The organism is Micromonospora sp. RV43 (assembly GCF_001029515.1).
GTDB classification, from domain to species: Bacteria; Actinomycetota; Actinomycetes; order Mycobacteriales; family Micromonosporaceae; genus Micromonospora; species Micromonospora aurantiaca.
The window spans coordinates 187,700-206,552 of record NZ_LEKG01000001.1; the positions used below are offsets into that span (position 1 = coordinate 187,700).

An 18,853-nucleotide genomic window follows, 5' to 3' on the forward strand; every position below is an offset into this window, starting at 1 on the left:
GGCGCCATCTCACCCTCCCGGCCCGGGTGATTGACGGACGGCTATCGGCGTCCGTAATGTTTCGGGCTACTTCCGGAAGCCAGACCGGAAGTTTCGGAAGCCCGCACCGTCCGTCCACCCGGGCGCCCGCCGGTCCGTTCCACGCCGCGGCGTTCCCGGCACCGCCACCGCCGGCCTCCGGCCGCGCGCACCATCCCGAAAGGAACGACCATGAAGCTGAGACGTTGGCTCGCCGCCGGCGCCGTCGCCGTCGCGACCGCCACCGCCCTCAACGTCGTCCCCGCGACGGCCGGCCGCCCCTACGACCCGGCCGCGCAGAGCCTGCGCGAGCTGGCCAAGCGCCACGGCCTGTACGTGGGCACCGCCGTCGACATGGCCGCCCTCAACGACGCCGCCGAGCCGCGGTACCGCGAGCTGGCCGCATCCGAGTTCTCCACCGTCACCGCCGAGAACGTCATGAAGTGGGAGAGCCTCGAACCCACCCGGGGCACATACAACTGGGGGCCGGCCGACGAGCTGATCGACTTCGCCCGCAAGAACAACCAGCGGGTCCGGGGCCACGTGCTGGTCTGGCACAACCAGCTGCCGGCGTGGCTGACCAGCGGCGTCGCGGACGGCTCGATCAGCAAGGCCGAGCTGCGCCAGATCCTGCGCAACCACATCACCGCCGTGGTCACCCACTTCAAGGGCAAGATCTGGCAGTGGGACGTGGTGAACGAGGCGGTCAGCGACCCCTGGGACACCCCGTCCACCCTGCACTACAAGGGGTTCTGGGCGCAGAACCTCGGACCCGGCTACATCGCCGACGCGTTCCGCTGGGCCCGCGCCGCCGACCCGAAGGCGCTGCTGTTCTACAACGACTACAACATCGAGGCGTTCGGCTCCGGCAACCCGGCCGACGACAAGACGCAGTTCGTCTACGACATGGCCCGTGACCTGCGGGCCAAGGGCGTGCCGATCGACGGCGTAGGCGCACAGGGCCACCTCGGCACCCAGTACGGCAACTTCAGCACGCTCCAGGTGGCCGCGGCCCTGCGCAAGTTCGCCGGGCTCGGGCTGGCCACGGCCCTCACCGAGGTGGACGTGCGCAGCCAGATCACCGAGGGGGTGGAGGCCGGCGACTCCGCGGAGATCAACCCGCGTCTGCAGGCGTCCGCGGCGAACTTCAGCGTGCTGATGCAGGCCTGCCTGGCCGAGCGGCACTGCCTGTCGTTCACCCTCTGGGGCTTCACCGACAAGCACTCCTGGGTACCCGGCGCGTTCTCCGACCCGCCGGAGGGCCTGGCCACCGTCTACGACGAGAACTACCAGCCGAAGCGGGCGTACCACGAGCTGAAGGCCGACCTGATCTTCTCCGGTCCGCCGTACGTGCTGCGGGACATCCCGCAGCACCCGCGCCGCTAGACGACCGGCGCACCACGGCGGGGCCGGTCCGGTGACCGGCCCCGTCGCCTGTGCCCGGCCGGCACACGCTCACGCCGCCCGGCGCCGGCCCAGTTCCGACTCCAGCCGCCCGATGAGCGTCTTGCGGGCCTTGCCGCCGCGTTCCCGGCGCAGCGCCGCGTCGAGCTGGCGGGTGTCGAGGTCACGGACCAGCTTGACCGCCTCGGTAACCGGCAGCTCGTTGATCTGCTCGGCGGCGGTGGCGTCCCGGCGGGCCCGCTTCGCCGGGCCGGTGTTCGGCACGTACTGGCGGCCGGAGCGCGACGCGCGGCGCTTGCGGGTGTCGGTGGCGCGCCGCTCGTTCTCCGACAGCTCCTCCCACGCCTGTTTGGGCAGGTAACGGCGGGTTTCGCCGCCGTTGCGGGCGCGCGTGTCGCCGCTGCGGGTCTGCCACTTCTCGCCGCCCCAGCGTTGCAGCGAGCGCTGCCGTGCGTCCTTCGGGCCCTCGAATCCCCCGCCGGCCTTCTTGTACTCGTTCGTCAGCAGCTGCGACTTGCGGGCCGACCACTGCCCCGGCCGTCCGCCCTTGTCGGAGGCGCGGATCTCGGCCTTGAGGCGCTCCCGCAGTTCCGGCTCGGTGTACTTCGCCATGACGCAGCGTTACCCGGACCGGGAGCGGCCATGCCGGTCAGCCGAGCGCCGGCCGATAGACCAGATCCATCGTGTCGGTGCGGCCCGACCAGTCCAGCCGCAGCCGCCAGCACCCGGCGGCCGGCAGGTCGACGATGGACGGCCGGGTCCGCCCTCCACCTCCCGGACGACCGGGGTGTCCGTCCCGTCCCGCGTCGCGGTGATCACCAGCGGGGTCCGCGGCGCCGGTTCGGACCGGCCGGGATCGGGGCGGGCCACCCAGAGGATCTTGTTGTTCGCGCCGTCCCCGCGCGCGTGCACCAGCGGGTACGCGAACAGGATCGCCACGATGTCGCCCCCGGTGCCGAAGACGTGCCGCACCCGGGTGTCGCCGGTGAACCCGGCGTCCGCCCAGTCCGGCAGCCGGCCGGTCTCCAGCCGCTCGGCACAGGCCGACGGCGCGGCCGGGCCGGTGGCGGGCGTGGTGCCCGGGGCCGTGTCGGGCACGCCGGCCGGGCCGGTGCACCCGGCCAGCAGCAGGACCGACACCAGCAGGACTCTTCTCGGAACGGACATCCGGCCTCCCCCGTCGACGACTCTCGTCAACAGGACACCGCCCGGCGCCCCGGGGTTCCCGGCGCCCTCACTCCAACGAGGACGCGACGTCCAGCGCCTGTTCGCGGGTGAGATCGCCCTCCAGCCGGTAGCTCACCCCGGCCCGCTCCCAGATCAGCGTGGCGGCGGACAACCGCGCGGTGGCGACCCGTTCCGTCCCCGAGCGGTCCACGTACGCGAGCGCGTGCGGCCCACCGACCCAGATAGCGAACTCGCCGCCGACCTGGGTGAGCGTCACGTCCGCCCCGACCGACCGCTTGTGGAACACGATGTCGAGCGAGCCGTCGAACGCGTCCAGCCGGACCGTCCCGCCCCGGTAGAGCAGGCTGACGACCCGGTGGGCGCCGGCACCGTCCGGATCGGCGACCAGCACCCGTTCCGGCGCGCCGAGGCGGGCCGGAACGCGGATCGGGAAGCGGACCTGCCGCTGCGCCTCGGCGAGCGCGACCTGGTGCTGCGCGGGCAACGGCGACGGCGTACCGGCCGGCGGCGGCGCGGGTGCGGTGTCGATGACGACCCCGGAGAACCGCAGCAGCCCGGTCACCGCGCCGGCGACCGCGGCCCGCCCCGGCGGCAGCGCCGCCACCAGCAGGGCGGCGAGCGCGCCGGCCAGCACGTACCGCCACCGGCGGCGCGGCGCGGGCGCGTCGAGCCGGGCCCGGACCCGGTCGGTCAGATCCGGCGTCCGCGCCGGCTCCAGCCAGCCGGTCAGCTCCCGCAGCTCCCGTTCCAGGTCATCCACGGTGCGCCACCTCCCGGTCCAGCAGGGCCCGCAGCTTCGCCAGCGCCCGGTGGGTCCGTGACTTCACGGTGCCCCGGGCCACCCCCAGCACTGTCACCGTCTCGTCCTCGCCGAGGTCGAGCAGGTAGCGGCAGACGATCACCTCGCGGTCGCGGACGGGCAACCGCCGCAGCGCACCCACCAGCGCGGCGCGGCGTTCGGACGCCAGCACGGCGTCGAGCCCGTCGTCGCCGGTGACCGCCGCGACCGGCTCCGCCGCCGCCGCGCGCAGCGTCAGCCCGTCCCGCCGGGTGCGGGCACGGTGCAGGTTCCGGGTCTCGTTGGCGACGATCGCGAGCAGCCAGGACCGGAACGACGCCTCGGCCCGGTAGCGGGACAGTTTCCGGTACGCCTTCACGAACGCCTCCTGGACCACGTCCTCGGCGTCCGGACCGGCGCCGAGCAGCACCGCCGTCCGGTACGCGGACGCGGTGTGCCGGGCGACCAGGGCGTCGTACGCCTCCCGGTCGCCGGCGCGTACGCGGGTGACGAGGTCGTCGTCGTCCAGGGCAGCCTCCGCCGTCGGTCCGCTTTCATGACACCGCCCGGGGCGGCCGGGTTCCATCAGGCGTTTGACCGGGTGCCGGGCCGGAAAGAGTGGCGGGATGAGCTGGGCGAGAAGAGCCGTACCCGCAGCCGTCGCCGCCGTCGCCGCGCTGGCGGCCCGGGACCTGCTGCAACGCGACCACGCGCTGCGCCGCAACTTCCCCGTGCTGGGCCGGGCGCGGTACCTGATCGAGTCGATCGGCCCGGAGCTGCGGCAGTACATCGTGGCCGGCAACGACGAGGAGCGGCCGTTCACCCGCGACCAGCGGCGCTGGGTGTACGCCTCGGCCAAGCAGGAGAACAACTACTTCGGTTTCGGCACCGACAACGACATCGAGCACACCTCCGGCTATCCGATCATCAAGCACCGTACGTTCGGCCGGGCGGTCCCGCCGTCGACGCCGACCGCCGGGCACGACGTGACGCTGCCCTGCGCCAAGGTGCTCGGCGCGGCGCGCGGCCGGGCGCGCGCGTTCCGGCCGGAGTCGGTGGTGAACATCTCCGGGATGAGCTTCGGTTCGCTGTCCGGCAACGCGGTGGAGGCGCTCAACCGGGGCGCCGCACTGGCCGGCTGCCTGCACAACACCGGCGAGGGCGGGCTGTCGCCGTACCACCGCAACGGCGGTGAGCTGGTCTTCCAGCTCGGCACCGCGTACTTCGGCTGCCGCGACGAGCAGGGCCGGTTCAGCCTAGAACGGCTCAAGGACCTGGTGGCGTCGGCGCCGGTACGCGCGCTGGAGATCAAGCTCAGTCAGGGCGCCAAGCCGAGCCTCGGCGGCCTGCTGCCGGCGGCGAAGGTCTCCGCCGAGATCGCCGCCACCCGGGGCATCCCGGCCGGGCGGGACTGCGTCAGCCCGTCCCGGCACGCCGAGTTCTCCGACTGCGACAGTCTGCTCGACTGGGTGGAGCTGCTCGCCGCCGAGACCGGCCTGCCGGTCGGCATCAAGTCCGCCGTCGGTGACCTCGGGTTCTGGGAGGAGATGGCCACGCTGATGCGCGACACCGGGCGCGGCGTGGACTTCGTGACTGTCGACGGGGGCGAGGGCGGCACCGGCGCCGCGCCGCTGATCTTCAGCGACTCGGTCTCGCTGCCGTTCCAGCAGGGCTTCTCCCGGGTCTACCGCACCTTCGCCGAACGCGACCTGCACGAGAGCGTGGTGTTCGTCGGTGCCGGCAAGCTCGGCCTGCCGGACAACGCGGTGGTGGCGTTCGCGCTCGGCGCCGACATGGTCAACGTCGGGCGGGAGGCGATGCTGGCGATCGGCTGCATCCAGGCGCAGAAGTGCCACACCGACACCTGCCCGACCGGCGTCGCCACCCAGAACGCGTGGCTGGCCCGGGGTCTGGACCCGGCCCGCAAGTCGGTGCGGGCCGCGAACTACATCCGTACGCTGCGCCGCGACCTGGTCAAGGTGGCCGAGGCGTGCGGCGTCGAGCATCCCGGGCTGATCGGCACCGACGCGGTGGAGATCCTCGACGGCCGGACCTCGTCGATCCCGCTGGACCGGGCGTTCGGCTACCGGCCGGAGTGGGGGATGCCGTCGGCAGCCGACCGGGCGGAGATCGTGCGGCTGATGACGGCCGAGGCGCCGCAGGGTGGCAGCGCGCCGCCCTCCCCCACCGCCGTCGGCTAGCCGGTTCCCTCGCCGGTGCGGTGCCGGCCCCGGCGGCGCGGCGGGCGCGGCCGGAGCACGACCGGCGCCACCACCAGGACCGCCGCCGCACCGAGCAGTCCCCAGGGGTGGCGGCTGGTCTCGACCACGAACGCCACCGGCCGTTCCGGCAGGTCGACGCGGCCGTGGAGTTCGTGTGCCCCGAGCACGGCGACGTCCACCGGCACCGGGATCTCGTACGTCCGGACCTGCCCTGGGCCGATGGTGCCCAGGGGCGGGGCGGCGACGATGGTGTGCGCCCGTCCGGGCCGGCCGAACAGCAGCGTGAACGTCGGGTAGACCACGTCGGCCGGGCCGGGGTTGCGCAGCGCGACGCGTACGGTGAGCGTCTCGGGCAGCCCGAACCATTCCCGCAGCGGGCGGCGGCCGGCGACGCGCAGCTCGTCGAGGTGCAGTCGCGGCGTGGCGGCCGGCGCGGGCGCCGGGGCGGCGGTCACGCCACTGACCGGCAGCGCGGCGGTGGCCTGGACGGTGCCGGTCAGGGCATGCGCGCGCAGTACGCAGGGGCAGGCGACGGGCGGTGCCGCCAGCACGATCGGCACCGCCGTCGTGCCCTCCGGCACCTGGACGGTGGTGGCCTGCTCGTTGGCGCAGTCGAGCGCGCCCCGGTGGGCGTCGTTGCCGCAGACCGTGAGGTGGACCGGGCCGGCCGGCCAGCCGCGCAGCGTGACGGTGACCCGCTGCCCGACAGTCAGCGGGCCGGACGGCACGACGACAGCGGGCCGCGGCGCCGCGGAGGCCGCACTGGACGACGGCGCGCCCGGGGCGGAGACGGCGGTGCCGTCCGGGGTGGACGGCGGCGCCGGGACCGGCACGGCCAGCGCGAGGATCGCGGCGGCAGCCGGCAGGACCGGGGTCACCGGGCACCGGCCGCCGCGCCGCCCGCCGGGGGTTCGGCCGTCCCCGCGACGGGGGCCCCGGACGCATCCGCCGGCCCGGCGGGAGCGGCCGAGGGCTCGGACACCGACGCCGGCCCGGGCGTGGTGGAGGGCGCGGCCGAGGTGGGACGGCGACGACGGCGACGCAGGTAGAGCCAGGGTCCGGCGGCCGCCAGGGCGGCGAGCAGCAGCCAGGGCGGCGCCCACACGCTCGCGGTGCGCTGCACCGGGGGCAGCGCGGTGTCGACGGTGGTGGGTGCGAGGTCGACTGTCGCGGTCAGCCGCAGCGCGGGCGGCACCCCGGTGACCCGCTCGGTGACAGTGAACTCGGCGCCGGGCAGCAGCTCCGGCAGGTCGACCGGGCTGGTCCGGGACAGCGTCCAGCCACCGGGGCCGGCGACGACCACCGCGCCGGTGCCGCCGACGCGGACGTTGCCGCTGTTGCGGATCCGGTAGGTGACTGTGAGGTCGGCGCGGCCGATCGGGTTGAGCGGGGTGTCGTAGCCGACGCGTACCGATTCGACAGTCACGGCGGGGCGGACCTCGCCGGCCACACGGAGGTAGACCCGGGCGGCGATCCGCTGGTCGAGCCGGACCCGCTGCCCGTCGGCGGTCACGCCGTCCTGGGCGACCGCGGCGATCACGCCGCCGGTGTGGTCGCCCGGCGTGGCGTTGCGCGGCACCGTGAGGCGGAACGGGATGTCCGCGCGCCTGCCGGGCTGGACGGTCCAGCTTCGCCGCTCGACGCCGATCCAGGCGCCGACGTCGGTGGCGGCCCGGTCGGAGGGCAGCAGCGCGAAGGCGCCGTCGGTGGTGGTGTACGCGTCGGTGCCGTACACCGCGAAGGTGAGCGGTCGGTCACCGAGGTTGGTGACGCCGACGTGGTCGGTGACGCTGTCGCCGGGCGCCAGGTCGTACGTGAAGTAGTTGCGCCCGGTCGGCCCGCCGGGCCCGGACGGCTGGACCGCCCAGCGGACGGCACCGGGGTCGGCGGACGGTGCGGGCCGGGGGGCGGCCTCGCCGGCGGCCGGCGGCCCGAGCAGCACCGCGAGCAGCGCGGCGGCGAGCGCGGCGCCGAACCGCGCGGCCGGGCCGGGCGTGCGCCGCCGCGGGGTGCGGGTGGAGGGCGTGAGGAGGGGCATTCCGTGCTCCGCTGCGAGGTGGTCGCCGGGAGGCGGCTGGTGGGGCACGGGCGACGTGCCCGCGCCCCACCAGGTCCGACCCGGTCGGTGAATCAGGAGAGAGTCAGGGTGAGCGTGGCGACGTAGTCACCCGCCGCGGCGGACGCCGGCACACCGAGGTTGAGCTCGGCGCCGCAGGCGAAGACGCCGTTGCTGGTCCCGGCTCCGGCCGTGCACAGGGCCCGGGCCTCACCGAGACCGGCGCCGGGAGCGGCCACCGCGCCCGGGGTGACGGCACCGGTCGTGCCGCCCAGCGGGTCGTCCACCACGCTCGCCGTCGGCGCCCAGCCGAGGTAGTTCCCGGCGATGACGCCACCGGCGGCGGAGGTGAAGTCGGAGACCTGTCCGACCAGGCTCCAGCCGGTGCCGGCGCCGCGCAGGTCGGCCACCGTGGCCGTGTTCAGCGGCGCCCGGGCGTACTCGCCCTTGCCGACCGGCGGCAGGGCGACTGTCGCGCCGGCGACGCTCAGGCTGAGCGGACCGCCGGTCACGGTGCTGGTGATCCGCTGCTGGGCCGAGTTCCCGCCCGCCCCAGTCCGGGTGAACGTGATCGGGGTGAACGTGTCCTGGCGGCGGTCGGCCGAACCGCGGGCGGCGAACGTGATGACGTAGCACTGCACCTCGGTGCAGTCCACCTCGTCGCCGTTGCGGTCGGTGTAGACGGCGCTGATCGGCAGCGTCGTGGTGAAGCTGCCGTCGGCGGCCATCCGGTCCCGGGCGTCGGTCGGCTCGTTGGTCTTGTTGACCCACTTGGTGACCTGGAGGACGCCGGCGTTGGCCCAGTGCTCGTCGACCTTTGGTCCGAACGAGACGTAGATGCCGGCCCCGTTGTTGAAGTCCGGGTCGAAGCCGGTGCCGCGTACGGTGACAGTCGCGCCGGCGGGGTCGAGGCCCTGGGCCGGGTCGACTGTCACCGCCGGGGTGGCGGGCGCGGTGCCGCCTGCCGTGGTGAACGTGAACGACACCGGGTCCAGCGCCTCACCGGCGGCGTAGAAGCCGTTGAAGGCGCCGGCTCCCACGCTGGTGAGCGCCGCGGCGAGGTTGCTGCCGGTCACCGTGTTCCCGCCGGCGGCGGGACTGCCGGTGAGGGTGGCGACGGTGGCCTGCTTCACCGAGACCGGCTCGGTCATCGTGGTGGCCAGGTCGACGTCCGCCTTCAGCGAGGCGGTGCCGCCGGAGACGGCGACGGTCGGGTTGGCCAGCGTGATGGTCAGCAGGTGCGCCGGGTACGAGAACACCACTGTGCCGCCGTACGTGGCGTTGGTCGTACCGGCGGCGGCGTCGTGCGTGCCGCCGGTCGACGGGAACGTGAACGTGCCGTCGGCGTTGACAGTGGCGCCGTTGCTGACAGCGATCGGCGGGTCCCCGTTGCCGCCCTTGACGTAGTTGCGGAAGCTGGCCTTGAAACCCCAGGTCAGGCTGCCACTGGTGATCTCGGCCTCGGCCGCCGAGGCGGGTCCGGCGCCCACGAGCGCACTCGACACGCCGAGGGCGAGCACCGCCGCCCAGCGCATCGACCGGAGGGCTCCGGCTCTGGATCTGAACATGCTGTTCCTCTCGGGAGGGGAAGCGAAGGCATTAGGTTAGGCAAACCTAAGATGATCGGGTGATCCGCGGAGCGTCCCAAGATCTTCAACCGAACGGACCCCTTGCCACCTGCGCGTTTGCCGCTTAGGTTAGCCAAACCTAAGTTGTTGCCCGGTCGGTGCACCCGGCCGGACCTGTCGTGTGAGGAGCCCGATGCGAGCACGGCGCCGCACCATCCTGACCACCGTTCTGCTCACCGCCGCCGTCGTCGCCACGCCCGCGCCGGCTCACGCCGGCACCGCCACCGGCAGCGGCGGTCAGAAGCTCACCGTCACCCCGAGCACCGGCCTGAGCCGCTCCGGCGCCACCGTGTCCGTCTCCGGGCGCGGCTACGACGTCGACAAGGGCATCTACGTCGCGTACTGCGTCGACAACGGACCGGGCGTGGCGGCCACCCCGTGCGGCGGCGGCGCCGACACCACCGGCAGCCTGGGCGCCTCGCAGTGGATCTCGTCGAACCCGCCCGCCTACGCCGAGGGCCTGCCGAAGCCGTACGGCCCGGGCGGCTCCTTCTCGGTGACGGTCAAGGTGACCCCCACCATCGGCGACGTCGACTGCACCGTCCGGCGCTGCGCGGTCGTCACCCGCGCCGACCACACCCGGGCCTCCGACCGGTCCCAGGACGTACGGGTGCCGGTCACGTTCGCCGCCGGCGCCACGAGCGCCCCGCCGAAGGCCGGTCCGGCGCCGAAGGCGACCACGCCCGCCGCCGCGCCCCGGACCGCCACCGCGCAGGACGCACCGGCCCCGGCCGCCTCCGGCAGCGCGCCGGCCGCAGCGGGGGCGGCAGGGGTGACGGGCGCCGCGACCGGGGCCGGGGCGCCGTCGCAGGCCGCGGCCGGCGACCTCCACGTCACCCGGGTCAGCGACACCTCCGGGGCCGGACGCGGATGGACCGCCGGGGTGGTGGCCGCCGCACTGGCCCTGGCCGTCCTGCTCGGCCTCGGCCGGTGGCGGCGCCGTCGCGGTGCCGGCCGGTGAGCCGCCCGCACCGGCGACCAGGCCGGGGACCGCTCGTCGCGCTGCTCGCGGTGACCATGGCGGCGACCGGCTGCGCCGCGCCGGGCCGATCGGGTACGCCGTCCGCCGCCGGCTGCGGGCCGGTCACCGCCACGGTGGACGACGCCGACGTCGAGCCGGTCCGCCCGGCACCCACACCAGCGCTACCAACCACCGTACGCTCCGGCGACGGCACGACGGTGACTGTGGACGACGTCAGCCGCATCCTCCCGGTGAACCTGCACGGCTCGATCGCCGAGATCGTCTTCGGCCTCGGCCTGGGCGGCAACGTCATCGGGCGGGACACCTCGACCACGTTCCCCGCCGCCGCGCACCTGCCGGTGGTCACCCCGGGCGGGCACGACCTCTCCGCCGAGGCGGTGCTCGACCTCGACCCGAGCGTCGTGCTCGTCGACGACGGCGTCGGACCGCCCGAGGTGCTGCGCCAGCTCCGCGCCGCCGGTGTCCCGGTCGTCCAGGTACGCGCCGAGCCGACCCTCGACGGCGTACCGGCCCACATCCGCGCGGTCGCGGCGGCGCTCGGCGTACCCGGGGCCGGGGAGCGGCTGGTGACCCGCGTGCAGAGCGAGACCGCCGCAGCCCGGCGTACCGCCCCGGCGGGCCGGGCGCCACGGATCGCGTTCCTCTACCTCCGCGGCACCGCCGGGGTGTACCTGATCGGCGGCCGGGGCGCCGGGTCCGACGCGATGATCGAGGCGATCGGCGGCGTCGACGCCGGCAGCGCCGCCGGGCTGTCCAGGTTCCGTCCGCTGACCAGCGAGGGCCTCATCAACGCCGCGCCCGACGTGATCCTGGTGATGAGCGCCGGGCTCGCCTCCGTCGGCGGCGTCGACGGCCTGGTGAAGCTGCCCGGCGTGGCGCAGACGCCCGCCGGGGCGAACCGGCGCGTCGTCGACATGGCCGACGGCACGCTGCTCACCTTCGGCGTCCGCTCCGGCCGGGTCGTCCAGGCGCTGGCCCGCGCCGTCTACTCCTGCGAGGACCCGTCGTGACCACGCTACGGAAGCGGCCCGCGCCCGCCGCCGCCCCGGCGGCAGTCACCGGCGCGCCCCGGTCCCCCGGCCGGCGGGGCACCGTGCTGGTGGCCGGGCTCGGCGTCGCCCTCGTGCTCGTCGCCCTGCTGGCCGCCGGGCGCGGCCAGGTGGCGATCTCCCCCGCCGAGGTGCTCGGCTCCGTGCTGCACCGCCTCGGGCTGGACCTCGGTCCGCTGCCGTCGGCGGCGCAGGGCGAGAACGCGCTCTGGATCGTCCGCTTCCCCCGGGTGCTGCTGGCGGCCGTCGTCGGCGCCGCCCTCGGCTGCGCGGGCGCGGTCATGCAGGGCGTCTTCGGCAACCCGCTCGCCGAGCCCGGCGTCATCGGGGTTTCGGCCGGCGCGGCTGTCGGCGCCGCCCTGGCCATCGTCACCGGCGTCACCGTCCTGGGCGGATGGACCGTGCCGCTCGCCGCCTTCGCCGGCGGCCTCGCCACCACCTACCTGGTGTACGTGCTGGCCCGCTCCGGGGGCCGGACCGAGGTGGTGACGCTGGTCCTGACCGGCGTCGCCGTCAACGCGGTCGCCGGCTCGGTGATCGGGCTGCTCATGTTCGTCACCGACCAGTCCGGCGTGCAGGCCATCGCGTTCTGGAACCTCGGCAGCCTCGCCCAGGCCGGCTGGACGGCCGTGGGTCTCGCCGCGCCGTGCCTGCTCGCCGGGCTCGCCGTCGCCTGCGCCGACGCGCGCCGCCTCGACCTGCTCGCCCTCGGCGAACCCGCCGCCCGGCACCTCGGCGTGAACGTCGAACGCCTGCGGCTGCGGCTGATCGTCGTCACCGCGCTTCTCGGCGCCGCCGCTGTCGCGTTCACCGGCATCATCAGCTTCGTCGGACTGGTCGTGCCGCACCTGATCCGGATGGTCGCCGGACCGGGCCACCGGGTGCTGCTGATCGCCAGCGCACTCGGCGGGGCCGTCGTGGTGATCGGCGCCGACCTCGCGGCGCGTACCCTCGTCGAGCACCAGGAGCTGCCCCTCGGCGTGCTCACCGCGGTCATCGGCGGCCCGGCGTTCTTCTGGCTGCTGCGCCGCACCCGCGACCGGGCCGGAGGCTGGGGATGAGCCTCCCACGTACGCCGCGCCGGTTCGCCGCCGCCCGGCCGCCGCGCCCGGCGCCCGCCGGGCACCTCCGGATCCGGGTGGCCGGGCTGCGCGTCGAGCGCGCCGGCCGGACCGTGCTCGACGGGATCGACCTTCAGGTACGCGCCGGCGAGGTGCACGCCCTGGTCGGGCCGAACGGCGCCGGGAAGTCGACGCTGCTCGGCGCGATCAGCGGTGACGTGCCGGCCGCCGCCGGCCGGATCGAGGTCGACGGGCTGCCCCGCGAGTCGTGGAGCCCGGTGGAGCTGGCCTGGCGCCGCGCCGTGCTCACCCAGCGCAACACGCTGAGCTTCCCGTTCACCGTCGGGGAGGTGGTGCGGATGGGCCGGGCGCCGTGGGCGGGGCGGCCGGAGCGGGAACAGGACGACGCCGTCGTCGCCGACGTGCTCGAACGCTGCGACGTCGCCCGTTTCGCGGCCCGGCCGTACCCCGCGCTGTCCGGCGGCGAGCAGGCCCGCGCCGCGCTGGCCCGGGTCCTGGCGCAGCGGGCCACCACGCTGCTGCTCGACGAGCCGACCGCCGCGCTCGACCTGCGGCACCAGGAACTGGTCATGCGCATCGCCCGGGAGCGGGCCCGCGCCGGGGACGCCGTGGTCGTGGTGCTGCACGACCTGACGCTGACCGGGGCGTACGCGGACACCGTGACCCTGCTCGGCGACGGACGCGTCCGCGCCGCCGGGACACCGCGCGAGGTGCTCACCGCCCCGCTGCTCAGCGAGGTCTACCGGTACGACATCGACGTCGTCCCCCACCCCCGTGACGAGCTGCCGCTGATCGTGCCCCGACGCGGCCGGCCCGAAAGACCGTCAGCCGACGAGGAGAGACAGCAGATGGATACACAGACGTTCGCGGCCCGGCTGCGCGCCGAGACACGCGACGCACACCGGAGCGCCGAGTCCCAGCGGTACGTCTCCGCGCTCACCGCCGGTGAACTCGACGTCGCCGGCTACACCGCGCTCGTCGTCGCGCACCACGGCATCTACGCGGCGCTGGAGGGCGTGGCGGACACGATGCGCGACGACCCGCTGGCCGGCCCGTTCGTCGACGACGCGCTGACCCGGCTGCCCGCGCTCGCCGCCGACCTGCGGTTCCTGCTCGGCCCGCGCTGGCGCGAGGTGATGGAGCCTGTTCCGGCCGCTGTCGCGTACGCCGCGCGGATCACCTCGGCCTGCGCCGGATCGCCCGAGCGGTTCATCGCGCACCACTACATCCGCTATCTCGGCGACCTGTCCGGCGGGCGGCACATCGGGCGCTGCGTGGCCCGGTACTACGGGGTGACCGAGGAGGCCGGGGCGTCGTTCTACACGTTCCCGGGGATCAGCGACCCGAAGTCGTACAAGGACGCCTACCGGGCGAGGCTGGACGCGCTCGCGCTGGACGAGGCCGGCCGCTCCGCGCTGCGCGACGAGGTGCTGGTGGCGTACGAGCACAACATCGCGGTCTTCACCGACCTGGGTCGCCTGGTGGCGGCGAGCGGCCGGCAGGGCGCCGCGTGAGCGCCGGTTTCCCGCCGGAGGTGGTCGCCGCCGTCAGCCGGCACATGAACGACGACCACGCCGGGGACGCGCTGCTGATCTGCCGTACGCTCGGCGGCCGGCCGGACGCCACCGAGGCCCGCACCACCGGCCTGGACGCCGACGGCATCGACTTCGCCGTCACAGTCGGCGGCACGGAGGTCCCGGTGCGCGTCCCGTTCGCCCACCGGCTCACCGAACGGGCGCAGATCCGCCGGGAGGTGGTGCGCATGTACCGGGAGGCCTGCGAGCGGGCCGGCGTACCGCCCCGGCCGGCCGGCTGAGCACCGGGACCGTCCGGGCTGCGGAAACCCGGTCGGCTGCCGCACCGCCGCGGCGTACAGTCCGCCGCATGGCTGTGGACACGAGGCCGGCGGTGCGCGCCGGCCGATTCCGGCTGCTCCCGCTGGGCGTGGTCTTCCTGACCGTCGGTCTGTCCACCGCCGTGGTGCTGCCGTTCCTGTCGCTGTTCCTCGACCGCGAGGTCCACGCCAGTCCGTTACGGGTGACCGTGTTCCTGGTCGTCGCCCCGCTGTCCGGGGTGGTCGCCTCCGCGCTGATCGGCCGGCTGTCGGACCGCCTGCCGATCCGGCGCGCGCTTCTCGTCGGCGCCGCGCTGGCCGGTGTGGTGGGCGCGGGAATGACCGCGTACGTCCGGGACTACTGGATCCTGCTGGGGCTGACCGCGACGGCCACCGCGCTGGCGAACTCGCTGTTCCCGCAGTCGTTCGCGTACACCCGGGCGCTGTTCGACAGGGACGATCCGGGGCGGGCCGCGTTCGGCGTCAGCCTCATGCGTACCGTGTTCTCGCTGGCCTGGGTGGCCGGGCCGGCGCTGGCCGCGGTGCTGCTCGACATCGGCGGCTTCCGCCTGGTCTACGGCATGGCCGCCGTCATGTACGCGCTGGCCGCGCTGGTGGCCGCGTTCCGGCTGGAGGAGCTGCCGCTGCCGACGCGGCCGGTCCCCGGCGATCCGGACGGCGCGGTGCCCGCCCCGCCCGGCGCGTCCCGGCTGCGGCTGGCGCTGACGGCGCTCGCGTTCGTCCTGCTCCAGTGCCCGCTGACGCTCGCCGTGCAGGCGCTGCCGCTGTTCATCGACGCCGAACTGAACGACGACCCCTCCCGCGCCGGGCTGGTGCTGGGCCTGTGCGCGGCGCTGGAGATCCCGCTGATGCTCGGGCTGGGCGCACTGACCGCGCGGGTCCGGCTGCGGCCGCTGATCCTGGTCGGCGGCGCCTGCGGGGTCGCCTACTACGCGACCGCCGCGACGGCGCCGGGCGTGGCGGTCCTGTTGCTCGCGCAGCCGGTGAACGCGCTGTTCATCGCCGCGGTGTCCGGCGTCGGCATCGCCTACGTGCAGGATCTGCTGCCGGGCGAGCCGGGCCGGGCCACCACGCTGTTCACCAACACGTTCCCGATCGGCGCCATGCTCGCCGGGCCGCTGCTCGGGCTCTCCGCGCAGGTCGGCTACCGGTGGGCGTACGGAATGAGCACCGCGCTGTGCGCGGCCGGGCTGCTGGTGCTGCTGCTGACCCGGCCGCACGCGCGGGCCTGACCGGCCCGGCGGTCAGCGGCGCCGCACCAGCACCACGTGGTCGATCAGCTCGCCGGTCCGGCCGTCCGGGCCGGTGGCGGTACGGCGCGCCGCGCCCAGCCGCTCGGTGTCCCAGCCGTCCGGGTCGAGGTTCATCGCGGCCAGGATCTCCTCCGGGCTGGCGAACCGGTGGTGGCCGGTGTCGGGCCCGGCCCAGGGCGGCGGCGCGCCGTGCTCGACGACGAGCAGCCGCCCGCCGGGCGCGACCGCCTCGGCCGCCGGGGGCAGCACCTTCTCCCGGGGCAGGACCAGCGGCGACTGGAAGAACTGCGCGGACACCAGGGCGTACCGGCCGGGCGGGAAGCCCTGGGTCAGGTCGTGCCGGACGGTGGTGATCCGGTCCGCCACCCCGGCCCGCTCGGCCTCCACCGCGAGGCGGTCCAGCGCGACGGACGAGATGTCCACGGCGGTGACCCGCCATCCCTTCGACGCGAGCCACACCGCGTCGCCGCCCTCACCGGAGCCCAGGTCGAGCACGGTGCCGGGCGGCAGCGCGCCGGCGACCTCGGCGAGGACCGGGTTCACCCGGCCGCTCCAGATCCGGTCCCGCTGGCCGTACCGCTCGTCCCAGAACCGGGCCGGGTCGGTGTCCGCCGCCGGTTGCTCGTGGTGGTGCCCCGTCATGTCTGCCTCCTCGCCGCCGGCCGTCTCCCGTCCGGTCACGCCATCGTGCGCCGCCGCCGATCGGACAGCAAGGAACCTTGCCGTTCCGGCAAACGAGCACACCGGACGAGCGGGTGGGGGTGGCGGGCGGGCGGACGCTGCGCTACCGTCGAGAGCAGATACCCCCGGGGGTATATGGATCCGGAAGGAGAACGCCCATGCACGAGGTCGACGTGACCACGTTCGCCACCGCCCACGCCGACGGGGCGACTGTCATCGACGTCCGGGAGACCGCCGAGTACCTCGGCGGACACGTCCCGGGTGCCCGTTGTGTGCCGCTGGGCCACCTGGCCACCCAGATGGCGCAGGTGCCGCGCACCGGCCCCGTCTACGTGATCTGCGAGGCCGGCGGGCGGAGCCGGGTCGGCGCCGAGCTGCTGGAACGCGCCGGCATCAACGCCCTGTCGGTGGCCGGCGGCACCTCCGCCTGGGTGCGCTCGGGCCGCCCGGTCACCGCTGGCAGCCGGCCGTGACCGGCCGGAGACGGCAGCCGCTCCGCGCACCGGCTTCCTCCGCCGCCTGCTCGGCCCTCGCGTCGCCCGGGTCACCCCGGCGGAGGCGGCGGCGCTGTCCGGCGCGGGCGCGCTGCTGCTCGACGTCCGCGAGCCGGCCGAGTGGCGGGCCGGACACGCCCCCGGCGCCCGGCACATCCCGCTCGGCCAGCTCGCGGGCCGGCTGTCCGAGGTGCCGGCGGACCGGCCCGTGGTGACCGTCTGCCGCTCCGGCGCGCGGTCGCGACGGGCAGCCAAGCTGCTCGCCGCGGCAGGCCACGAGGTGCACGACCTGACCGGCGGCATGCGGGCGTGGACGAACGCCGGGCTGGCGGTACGAGCCAAGGGCGGCAGGCCGGGCCACGTGGCCTGAGCAGACGCCCGTCCATCACCAGGAGAAGGAGCACGGCCGATGTTGTTCACCCAGTACTACCTCGACTGCCTGTCCCAGGCCTCGTACCTGATCGCCGACGACCGCACCGGCCGGGCCGTGCTCGTCGACCCGCGCCGGGACATCGACGAGTACCTCACCGACGCCAAGGCGCGCGGCCTGACGATCGAGGGGGTCGTCAACACCCACTTCCACGCCGACTTCCTCGCCGGGCACCTGGAGGTGGCCGCCGCGACCGGCGCGTGGATCGGCTACGGGAGCCGGGCCGAGACCGAGTACCCGAGCCGCAAGCTCGCCGACGGCGAACGGATCAGCCTCGGCGACGTGACGCTGGAGATCATGGAGACCCCGGGCCACACGCCCGAGTCGATCAGCATCCTGGTCTACGAGCGCGCCGACGACCCGGTCCCGTACGGCGTGCTGACCGGCGACGCGCTGTTCATCGGCGACGTGGGCCGGCCCGACCTGCTCGCCTCGTTCGGCGTGACCGCCGAGGAACTCGGCCGCATGCTCTACGACAGCGTGCAGCACAAGCTGATGGGCCTGCCCGACGAGGTGCGCGTCTTCCCCGCCCACGGCGCCGGCTCGGCCTGCGGCAAGAACCTGTCCACCGAGCGGCAGTCCACCATCGGCGAGCAGCGCCGCACCAACTACGCCTGCGCGCCGATGAGCGAGGAGCGCTTCCTCGCCCTGGTCACCGGCGGGCAGCCGGCCGCGCCGGGTTACTTCGCCTTCGACGCGGTGCTCAACCGCAAGGCGCGTGAGCTGTTCGACCACGCCCGGCCGGCCCGCCCACTCACCCCGGCCGAGTTCCTGGCCGCCCGGGCCGACGGCGCCGTCGTGGTCGACGCCCGCGACCCGCAGGAGTACGCGACCGGGCACCTGCGCGGCGCGCTCAACGTCCCGGCCGACGGCCGGTTCGCCGAGACCGCCGGCAGTGTCGTGGCGCCCGACCGGCCGGTGCTCGTGGTGGCCCCGCAGGACCGGGAGGAGGAGATCGTCGTCCGCCTCGCCCGGATCGGCTTCGACCGGGTGATCGGCTACCTGCGCGAACCCGAGGGCGCCTTCCTGGAGATGGTCGCCGAGATGACCCGGGCCAGCCGGGTCACCGCCACCGAGCTGCGCGCGGCCCTCGACGGTCCGGACGCGCCGGTGGTGCTGGACGTCCGCAACGCCGGCGAGCGGGAGCAGGGCGCGGTGGACGGCTCCCGGCACATCCCGCTGGCCGAGCTGACCCACCGCCTCGGCGAGGTGCCCACCGACCGCCCCGTCGTCGTGCACTGCGCCGGCGGCTACCGCTCCTCGGTGGCCGCCAGCCTGCTGCGCAACGCCGGTCACGCCGACGTGTCCGACCTGCTCGGCGGCTACGGCGCCTGGCAGGGCCTGCACGCCGCCGCGTGACCCACCGGTCCGGCCCGGGTTGGGGCCACCTCCCCCGCCCGGCCCGGACCGTCCGATCGCGCCGCCAGGATTAGCACTCCCCTCGCATGGGCAGACATTTGTCATCGGACACGCGAACGAGGGAGCTGACGGCATGGCGAAGGGCGACATCGACACCTACCAGCAGGACGGGCAGTGGAAGAACCGCCCGGAGGGCAACGAGCGCGCGACCAGCCGCCACGACACCAAGGCGGAGGCCGAGGCGGCCGGCCGGGAGATGGCGGCCGAGCGCGGCGCCGAGCACGTGATCAAGAAGCAGGACGGCACGATCGGCGAGAAGAACACGTACCCCCGCAGCCGCGACCCCCGGGAGATCCCGGGCTGAGCACGCAGCG

Annotated in this window: 20 protein-coding genes; 12 read left to right on the forward strand and 8 right to left on the reverse strand. The window is 75.1% G+C overall.

What is annotated here, in order from left to right:
• The first annotated feature begins 210 nt into the window (after positions 1-210).
• Positions 211-1,404 (forward strand): endo-1,4-beta-xylanase, encoded by a 1,194-nt coding sequence (locus tag ABD52_RS00785; RefSeq protein WP_047890423.1) that lies wholly within the window; start codon positions 211-213, stop codon positions 1,402-1,404.
• 69 nt (positions 1,405-1,473) lie between these two features.
• Here the strand turns inward: ABD52_RS00785 and ABD52_RS00790 are convergent, their stop codons facing one another.
• The 4 genes from ABD52_RS00790 to ABD52_RS00805 form a co-directional block, all read right to left on the reverse strand.
• The gene (locus tag ABD52_RS00790; protein ID WP_013286796.1) at positions 1,474-2,034 is read right to left on the reverse strand and encodes a DUF5872 domain-containing protein; all 561 of its coding nucleotides are present in this window, start codon (positions 2,032-2,034) and stop codon (positions 1,474-1,476) included.
• Between the two features lie 9 nt (positions 2,035-2,043).
• Complete coding sequence (locus tag ABD52_RS00795) at positions 2,044-2,589, reverse strand: hypothetical protein (RefSeq protein ID WP_235437287.1); 546 nt, start codon at positions 2,587-2,589, stop codon at positions 2,044-2,046.
• A gap of 67 nt (positions 2,590-2,656) precedes the next feature.
• A complete protein-coding gene (locus ABD52_RS00800; protein WP_047890391.1) occupies positions 2,657-3,370 on the reverse strand; it encodes a hypothetical protein in 714 nt (237 codons plus the stop codon).
• On the reverse strand, positions 3,363-3,974 hold the full coding sequence (locus ABD52_RS00805; protein WP_047890390.1) for an RNA polymerase sigma factor: 612 nt from the start codon (positions 3,972-3,974) through the stop codon (positions 3,363-3,365). Before ABD52_RS00805 ends, ABD52_RS00800 begins: the two co-directional genes overlap by 8 nt.
• A 40-nt stretch (positions 3,975-4,014) precedes the next feature.
• Here ABD52_RS00805 and ABD52_RS00810 point away from each other — a divergent pair, with 40 nt between their 5' ends.
• Positions 4,015-5,589: an FMN-binding glutamate synthase family protein gene (locus ABD52_RS00810; RefSeq protein ID WP_047890389.1), complete on the forward strand. Its 1,575-nt coding sequence runs from the start codon at positions 4,015-4,017 to the stop codon at positions 5,587-5,589.
• On the opposite strand, the gene ABD52_RS00815 is transcribed toward ABD52_RS00810, so the two are convergent.
• The 3 genes from ABD52_RS00815 to ABD52_RS00825 form a co-directional block, all read right to left on the reverse strand.
• Entirely contained in the window at positions 5,586-6,488 is a 903-nt protein-coding gene (locus tag ABD52_RS00815; protein ID WP_047890424.1) for a hypothetical protein, read from the reverse strand. The two genes, ABD52_RS00810 and ABD52_RS00815, sit on opposite strands and share 4 nt — an antisense overlap.
• Complete coding sequence (locus tag ABD52_RS00820) at positions 6,485-7,648, reverse strand: DUF916 domain-containing protein (RefSeq protein WP_053065249.1); 1,164 nt, start codon at positions 7,646-7,648, stop codon at positions 6,485-6,487. Before ABD52_RS00820 ends, ABD52_RS00815 begins: the two co-directional genes overlap by 4 nt.
• 92 nt (positions 7,649-7,740) lie before the next feature.
• Complete coding sequence (locus tag ABD52_RS00825; protein WP_047890387.1) at positions 7,741-9,234, reverse strand: HtaA domain-containing protein; 1,494 nt, start codon at positions 9,232-9,234, stop codon at positions 7,741-7,743.
• Between the two features lie 193 nt (positions 9,235-9,427).
• Between ABD52_RS00825 and ABD52_RS00830 the strand changes: the two genes are divergently transcribed.
• The 6 genes from ABD52_RS00830 (at position 9,428) to ABD52_RS00855 (ending at position 15,494) form a co-directional block, all read left to right on the forward strand.
• Positions 9,428-10,255 carry a neocarzinostatin apoprotein domain-containing protein gene (locus ABD52_RS00830; RefSeq protein ID WP_047890386.1) on the forward strand — a complete coding sequence of 276 codons (828 nt, stop codon included), beginning with the start codon at positions 9,428-9,430 and terminating at the stop codon, positions 10,253-10,255.
• Entirely contained in the window at positions 10,252-11,286 is a 1,035-nt protein-coding gene (locus ABD52_RS00835) for a hemin ABC transporter substrate-binding protein (RefSeq protein ID WP_235437286.1), read from the forward strand. The genes ABD52_RS00830 and ABD52_RS00835 overlap by 4 nt, the downstream gene beginning before the upstream one ends.
• Positions 11,283-12,386, forward strand: a complete 1,104-nt coding sequence (locus ABD52_RS00840; RefSeq protein ID WP_047890385.1) for an iron ABC transporter permease — start codon at positions 11,283-11,285, stop codon at positions 12,384-12,386. Before ABD52_RS00835 ends, ABD52_RS00840 begins: the two co-directional genes overlap by 4 nt.
• A complete protein-coding gene (locus ABD52_RS00845; protein ID WP_047890384.1) occupies positions 12,383-13,921 on the forward strand; it encodes a heme ABC transporter ATP-binding protein in 1,539 nt (512 codons plus the stop codon). The genes ABD52_RS00840 and ABD52_RS00845 overlap by 4 nt, the downstream gene beginning before the upstream one ends.
• Positions 13,918-14,223, forward strand: a complete 306-nt coding sequence (locus ABD52_RS00850) for a DUF2470 domain-containing protein (RefSeq protein ID WP_082171158.1) — start codon at positions 13,918-13,920, stop codon at positions 14,221-14,223. The genes ABD52_RS00845 and ABD52_RS00850 overlap by 4 nt, the downstream gene beginning before the upstream one ends.
• Before the next feature lie 68 nt (positions 14,224-14,291).
• The gene (locus ABD52_RS00855) at positions 14,292-15,494 is read left to right on the forward strand and encodes a sugar efflux transporter (protein WP_235437285.1); all 1,203 of its coding nucleotides are present in this window, start codon (positions 14,292-14,294) and stop codon (positions 15,492-15,494) included.
• A gap of 12 nt (positions 15,495-15,506) precedes the next feature.
• On the opposite strand, the gene ABD52_RS00860 is transcribed toward ABD52_RS00855, so the two are convergent.
• Positions 15,507-16,157: a cyclopropane-fatty-acyl-phospholipid synthase family protein gene (locus ABD52_RS00860; protein WP_047890428.1), complete on the reverse strand. Its 651-nt coding sequence runs from the start codon at positions 16,155-16,157 to the stop codon at positions 15,507-15,509.
• Positions 16,158-16,354: 197 nt separating this feature from the next.
• Between ABD52_RS00860 and ABD52_RS00865 the strand changes: the two genes are divergently transcribed.
• From ABD52_RS00865 to ABD52_RS00880, 4 genes are all read left to right on the forward strand, one after another.
• The gene (locus ABD52_RS00865) at positions 16,355-16,669 is read left to right on the forward strand and encodes a rhodanese-like domain-containing protein (protein ID WP_047890382.1); all 315 of its coding nucleotides are present in this window, start codon (positions 16,355-16,357) and stop codon (positions 16,667-16,669) included.
• 46 nt (positions 16,670-16,715) lie between these two features.
• Complete coding sequence (locus tag ABD52_RS00870) at positions 16,716-17,060, forward strand: rhodanese-like domain-containing protein (protein WP_047890381.1); 345 nt, start codon at positions 16,716-16,718, stop codon at positions 17,058-17,060.
• Positions 17,061-17,099: 39 nt separating this feature from the next.
• Complete coding sequence (locus tag ABD52_RS00875) at positions 17,100-18,479, forward strand: rhodanese-like domain-containing protein (RefSeq protein WP_047890380.1); 1,380 nt, start codon at positions 17,100-17,102, stop codon at positions 18,477-18,479.
• A gap of 133 nt (positions 18,480-18,612) precedes the next feature.
• Positions 18,613-18,843, forward strand: coding sequence for a DUF2188 domain-containing protein (locus tag ABD52_RS00880; protein ID WP_013286814.1), 231 nt, complete (start codon positions 18,613-18,615; stop codon positions 18,841-18,843).
• Positions 18,844-18,853 lie beyond the last annotated feature (10 nt).

Coding starts and splice junctions, on each gene's coding strand:
- ABD52_RS00785 (WP_047890423.1), top strand. CDS start 211: ATGAAGCTGAGACGTTGGCTCGCCGCCGGCGCCGTCGCCGTCGCGACC.
- ABD52_RS00790 (WP_013286796.1), bottom strand. CDS start 2,034: ATGGCGAAGTACACCGAGCCGGAACTGCGGGAGCGCCTCAAGGCCGAG.
- ABD52_RS00795 (WP_235437287.1), bottom strand. CDS start 2,589: ATGTCCGTTCCGAGAAGAGTCCTGCTGGTGTCGGTCCTGCTGCTGGCC.
- ABD52_RS00805 (WP_047890390.1), bottom strand. CDS start 3,974: ATGGAACCCGGCCGCCCCGGGCGGTGTCATGAAAGCGGACCGACGGCG.
- ABD52_RS00810 (WP_047890389.1), top strand. CDS start 4,015: ATGAGCTGGGCGAGAAGAGCCGTACCCGCAGCCGTCGCCGCCGTCGCC.
- ABD52_RS00820 (WP_053065249.1), bottom strand. CDS start 7,648: ATGCCCCTCCTCACGCCCTCCACCCGCACCCCGCGGCGGCGCACGCCC.
- ABD52_RS00825 (WP_047890387.1), bottom strand. CDS start 9,234: ATGTTCAGATCCAGAGCCGGAGCCCTCCGGTCGATGCGCTGGGCGGCG.
- ABD52_RS00830 (WP_047890386.1), top strand. CDS start 9,428: ATGCGAGCACGGCGCCGCACCATCCTGACCACCGTTCTGCTCACCGCC.
- ABD52_RS00845 (WP_047890384.1), top strand. CDS start 12,383: ATGAGCCTCCCACGTACGCCGCGCCGGTTCGCCGCCGCCCGGCCGCCG.
- ABD52_RS00855 (WP_235437285.1), top strand. CDS start 14,292: ATGGCTGTGGACACGAGGCCGGCGGTGCGCGCCGGCCGATTCCGGCTG.
- ABD52_RS00860 (WP_047890428.1), bottom strand. CDS start 16,157: ATGACGGGGCACCACCACGAGCAACCGGCGGCGGACACCGACCCGGCC.
- ABD52_RS00865 (WP_047890382.1), top strand. CDS start 16,355: ATGCACGAGGTCGACGTGACCACGTTCGCCACCGCCCACGCCGACGGG.
- ABD52_RS00875 (WP_047890380.1), top strand. CDS start 17,100: ATGTTGTTCACCCAGTACTACCTCGACTGCCTGTCCCAGGCCTCGTAC.
- ABD52_RS00880 (WP_013286814.1), top strand. CDS start 18,613: ATGGCGAAGGGCGACATCGACACCTACCAGCAGGACGGGCAGTGGAAG.